Source organism: Parafrankia sp. FMc2 (assembly GCF_041008525.1).
Lineage (GTDB): Bacteria > Actinomycetota > Actinomycetes > Frankiales > Frankiaceae > Parafrankia.
In genome coordinates this window covers 1-5,004 of record NZ_JBFLUG010000261.1, presented here as the reverse complement: position 1 = coordinate 5,004, position 5,004 = coordinate 1, and the positions used below count along the sequence as shown (strand labels likewise).

Annotated in this window: 4 protein-coding genes; 3 read left to right on the top strand and 1 reads right to left on the bottom strand. The window is 67.6% G+C overall.

Features of this window, described 5'->3' with window-relative positions:
* The 3 genes from AB1460_RS35630 to AB1460_RS35620 form a co-directional block, all read left to right on the top strand.
* The coding region (locus tag AB1460_RS35630) for a hypothetical protein (RefSeq protein ID WP_368966831.1) at positions 1-1,021 on the top strand (1,021 nt) is incomplete at its 5' end.
* Complete coding sequence (locus AB1460_RS35625; RefSeq protein ID WP_368966830.1) at positions 1,018-2,487, top strand: acyl-CoA reductase; 1,470 nt, start codon at positions 1,018-1,020, stop codon at positions 2,485-2,487. The genes AB1460_RS35630 and AB1460_RS35625, both read left to right, overlap by 4 nt.
* Positions 2,488-2,683: 196 nt before the next feature.
* A complete protein-coding gene (locus AB1460_RS35620; RefSeq protein ID WP_368966835.1) occupies positions 2,684-4,252 on the top strand; it encodes an ABC transporter substrate-binding protein in 1,569 nt (522 codons plus the stop codon).
* 231 nt (positions 4,253-4,483) lie between these two features.
* On the opposite strand, the gene AB1460_RS35615 is transcribed toward AB1460_RS35620, so the two are convergent.
* On the bottom strand, positions 4,484-4,864 hold the full coding sequence (locus AB1460_RS35615; protein WP_368966833.1) for a hypothetical protein: 381 nt from the start codon (positions 4,862-4,864) through the stop codon (positions 4,484-4,486).
* Between the last annotated feature and the right edge of the window lie 140 nt (positions 4,865-5,004).

Below are 5,004 nucleotides of genomic sequence, written 5' to 3'. Positions count from 1 at the left end.
CGACGGCATCGACGACTGGATCGAACGTCTGGCGGCCGCGGGTCACTACGTCTCCTGCTCCAGCGGCACGACAGGCAAGTCGGCGATGCTGCTCGCGTCGGAGCAGGACATGGCCTGGTCTCGCATCGACACGGTCAACGTCTTCTCCTGGGGCTCGGGAGTGAAGCCGGCCCGGGACCGACGGATGATCGGCGTGGGAGCGACCGCCGCCGTCCCGAAGAACCTGGTCATCGCCCAGGCCCAGCAGGCGGCGTTCAGCGATCCCGCCAGGGAGCGTTTCAGCCTGCCGATCCCACCGATCACGGTCGGGTCGCTGACCAGGATGGTCGTGCTCCGCAAGAAGATCGCGGACGGCACGGCGCTGCCCGACGAGCTGGCCGGCTTCGAGGAGACCTCCAGGCAGCGGCAGGAGGCCCTCGACAAGGCGATGATCACGGCGGCCGAGGCGCTCGTCAGGTACCGCGACGAGAAGCTCTACATCGCCGGCATGTGGAACTCGCTGTACCAGGCAGCCAGGATCGTGCGGGACCTGGGCTACTCGGCGAAGGACTTCCACCCCGACAACTGCCTCTACGTCGGCGGCGGACTCAAGCGCGCACAGCTGCCGCCGGACTACCAGGAGTTCGTCCACGAGACGTTCAACATTCCGGCCAGCCGGAACTTCCAGAACTACTCGATGCAGGAGCTCAACTCCGGCATGCCCAAGTGCCAGCAGGGCAACCGCTACCACCTGCCGCCGTGGATCGTCCCGTTCGTTCTCGACGAGGCGGGCGAGACACTGCTGCCGCACGAGAACGGTGAGACAGAAGGCCGCGCCGGATTCTTCGACCTTTCGCTCGACGGGCGCTGGGGCGGAATCATCACCGGCGACAGGATCTCTCTCGATCTGGATCCCTGCAGGTGCGGTCAGAAAGGACCCACAGTGCGCGACAACATCGCCCGCTACGCCGACCTCAAGGGCGGCGATGACAAGATCGGCTGTGCCGGCACCGTCGACGCGTATGTGCGAGGCCTGTCATGAGCATCACTGACACCCGACCCCAGCCCGCCGACGCGATAGTCGCCGCGCCGTTCTTCCTTCGTGGTGAGCTTTTCGAGGGCCAGGACGTCACGCACCGTTCACGCGACCTGGGCGTCACGTTCGCCACGCCGCGGATCGCCATGGACCGCGCGGTGCACCCGCGCACCGAGGTGCCCCCGCTGCTGAACGTCCCGCTCAGCGAGATCATCGATTTCCTCGTCGAGACGGGCGAGCGGATCCGTGATCCCCGGAACTCCTTCGTGCAGGACTGCATCGACCGCATGGCCGGCACCCACGTGCTTCCCCGCGCGGTCCTGGAAGGGCAGGTCAGGGGCGCCGCCGCGTATCTCGACAAGCGCCTGCTCGAGACCGTGGTGGAGCAGAACTTCCCCGACCCCAGGGCCCTGGACGAATGGGTGCCCAAGCAGGACTTCACCGGCCGGAAAAGCTACGTCCGCGCCTTCGCGCCCCGACTGATCCACGTGCTGCCGGGCAACTCCCCGGGGGTCGCGGTGAAATCCATCGCCCAGGGCGCGCTGGTGAAGGCCGTCAACCTGTTCAAGATGTCCTCCAGTGACCCCTTCACCACGGTGGCGGTCCTGCGGACGATGGCGGGCATCGACCCCGGCCACCCCATCGTGCGGTCGATGTCGGCGGTCTACTGGCGGGGCGGCGACGACGCGGTGGAGCGGGTGCTCTATCGCCCGCAGTACTTCGACAAGATCGTGGCCTGGGGTGGCGGCGACGCGATCAACAATGTGATCAAGTACCTCGGGCCGGGCTTCCAGCTGGTGTCCTTCGACCCCAAGACGTCGATCTCGATGGTCGGCAGGGAGGCCTTCGCCTCCGAGGAGGCGCTCGGCGTCGCCACCGAGCTCGCCGCCGCCGACGTCATGGTCCTCAACCAGGAGGCCTGTGTCGCCAGCCGTTTCGTCTTCGTCGAGGCGGACCAGACCGACGCGGACCGCTTCAGCGAGCGGCTCCACGCCCGCATCGTCGAGAAGGCGGCCGCCTCGGGTGACGCCCGCCCGCTCGACGCCGACCTGCGTGAGCAGATCGACGTGCTGATGATGCTTGACGACGAGTTCGGAGTCTGGGGCAGGACCGACGGCCACGGGCTGGTGATCCGTTCGGACGAGCCCGTCGACTTCCACCCGATCAACAAGACCGCGAACGTGGTCCGGGTCGACTCGCTCGACGAAGCGATGAAGTACGTCAACGTGGCGACCCAGACGGTCGGCTTCTATCCCTTCGGGCGGATGGCCGACTACCGCGACCGACTCGCCAGCGGCGGCGCGCAGCGCATCGTCCGGCTGGGCGAGGCCGGGCCGAGCACCATCGGCAACCCGCACGACGCCATGTATCCGCTGCACCGTTTCGTGCACTGGATGGCCCACGAGGACGGCACCCTGACTGGCACCGACGGCAGCGACGGCAGCGACGGCAGCGACGGCAGCGACGGCTGATCCTTCCTTGCGGTGGCGGATCACGCCTGCCTGAGAGCGGAGATCGCGGCAGTGAATGCCGTCGAACGCGAAACAGCGCAGGGCGGTGAAGCGCGCCTCGAACTGGTTCGGCCACGAGCTGCCGTCAGGTTCCTCCTGGCCGCGGCGACACGTTCCCGGGCGGAAGCATTCCGCCCCATGAAACGGAAGGTTGATGATGTTTCGTAGGACCCGATTAACGGCTACCGCGGCCGTGTGCGCGATAGCCCTCGCCCTCGGGGCATGTGGGGGTGGCGGCGACTCCGGTCCGGGTCCGTCCGCAGGCGCGGCTGGGGAGCCGGTCGCCGGCGGCGAAGGGCGCCTGCTCCTGCTGGCAGAACCGCGCACACTCGACCCGGCGATTCTGGGCAATGGCTACGCCACCCTCGCCGTGCTGGGGAACGCGCTCTACGGCACCCTGATGACCGGTAAGGACGACGGCCGCGTCGAGTACAAGATGGCCGAGTCGTTCGAGACCACTGACGAGGGTAGAACCTTCACCCTCACACTTCGTGACGGACTACTTTTCTCCGACGGAACCCCCCTCAACGCCGAGGCCGTCAAGTTCAACTGGGACCGGCTGAAGGAACCGGCGACCCGGGCCGTCAACCTCGCCGAGGCGTCCGACATCGCTTCCACCGAGGTCGTGGACGACGTGACCCTCAAGGTCACCCTCGTGAACCCGGTGCCCGCCTTCGCCCAGTCCGTCGTCACCTCCACCCTGAACTGGATCGGCTCGCCCGCCGCCCTGCAGAAGGGGGCGCAGGCCTTCGACGCCGCGCCCATCGGCGCCGGGCCGTTCGTCCTGGAGAGCTGGACCCGCCAGGCCGACCTGAAGCTGGTCAGGAACCCGCGCTACTGGGACGCTCCCAAGCCCTACCTCGAGCGGCTGACGATGCGCACCGCGACGGAAACGAACCAGCGGTACAACACGGTGCTCACCGGCGGTGCCGATCTGGCCATCGAGTCCAGCCCGGTCAACCTCGACAAGGCCGAGCAGGCGGGCCTGGCCACCGACGTCATGGATCTCAGTGGCGGGCTCTTCCTGGCGATGAACACCCGCCGGGCACCGTTCGACGACATCCGCGCCCGCCGGGCCGTCGCTGCCGCACTGGACCTGGAAGCGGTGAACCTCGCCGTCTACAACGGCACCGGTAGGCCCGCCGACCTGCTGTTCGCCGACAGTTCACCGTTCCACACGAGTACCACGCTCCACAAGACGGACAAGGCACTTGCTCAGAAGCTGTTCGACGAACTGGCGGCGGATGGAAAGCCGCTCTCGTTCACCTTCACCAGCGCGCCGAGCGCCGAGAACAGGACGATCGCGGAGAACATCCAGGCGCAGCTGGGCGCCTTCAAGAACGTCAGGGTCGAGGTGAAGGTCGCCGAGATCACCGAGTACGTCGCCCTGCGCCGCACGCACGAGTTCGACGCGGCGGTCTCGTCGGCCTTCTTCCAGGACCCCGAGCCTCGGCTCTGGACGACCTTCAACGGGAAGTCCGCGGCCAACCTGCCCGGCATCGACGACCCGAAGCTCAATGATGCTCTCGCCGACGCCCGCGCCGCCACCACGGAGGACGAGCGCAGGACGGCCTACGCCGTGTTCGAAAAAGCGCTCGTGGACCTGATGCCCGTGGTCTTCCTGGCCCGTGCCGAGCCCGGCGTGATCGCGGGAAAGGGCGTCGGTGGCTTCGTGCAGTACGGACTCGGCTCCCTGCTGCCCGAGGAGATCTGGATCAGCAGGTAGTACCTGATCGACGAGTAGTCCCCCGCCTCGGGCAGAGTCCCTCCCACCGCACCGCACCGAGGCTGGTGCTCCGGCAGCGCTGCCGGAGCACCAGCCTCGGCTGACTGGCGCTCATCCTGCAAGCCATCGCCCGGCTGCCTGCGCCACCACCCCCTACGACGAAACCACCGCCTGGCCGAGCCAGACCACCAACCCGAAGGTCGCCGCCTGGCAGTGCGAACCGTGGGATATCTAGCTGCGAACCGCGTCCAGGAGGACCCGCACGTCGGTCGTCGTATCGAGTCCCTGCACGATGTCGACCACGCGATCCGCCGCCGGGCCCAGATCGCCGGCCGCGGCATCCATGCAGCGCCGGAGCTTGGCGACGACGTCGTCCCAGGACAACGGCTTCTCGGGGTGCCCGAGGGGATAGAGGGTCTCGCCGCGCGCAACCCGGCCGTCCTCGTGCTCCACCTCGACGATGCCGACACCGAAGTCGTTCATGCCTCGACGCAGCGACGGGTCAAGCGACCACTCGACGCGACGTCCCAGCGCGGACGCCTCCGGGTCAGCGAGGCCCTCGGTCGAGAAGTCATCGATCGTGATCGTCCCGTGTCGTAGAATCTTGCCGATCAGGAACGGAATGCGGGAGTGTCTGACTACCGGTGGATCGGCCGTGGCGGTTGGTGATCGGTCAGTTGGTGGTGGTCGGGGTGAGACGGCCCTCGAAGGTGATCGCGAGGGCGTTGAGGGCGGGCTTCCATCTGATCATC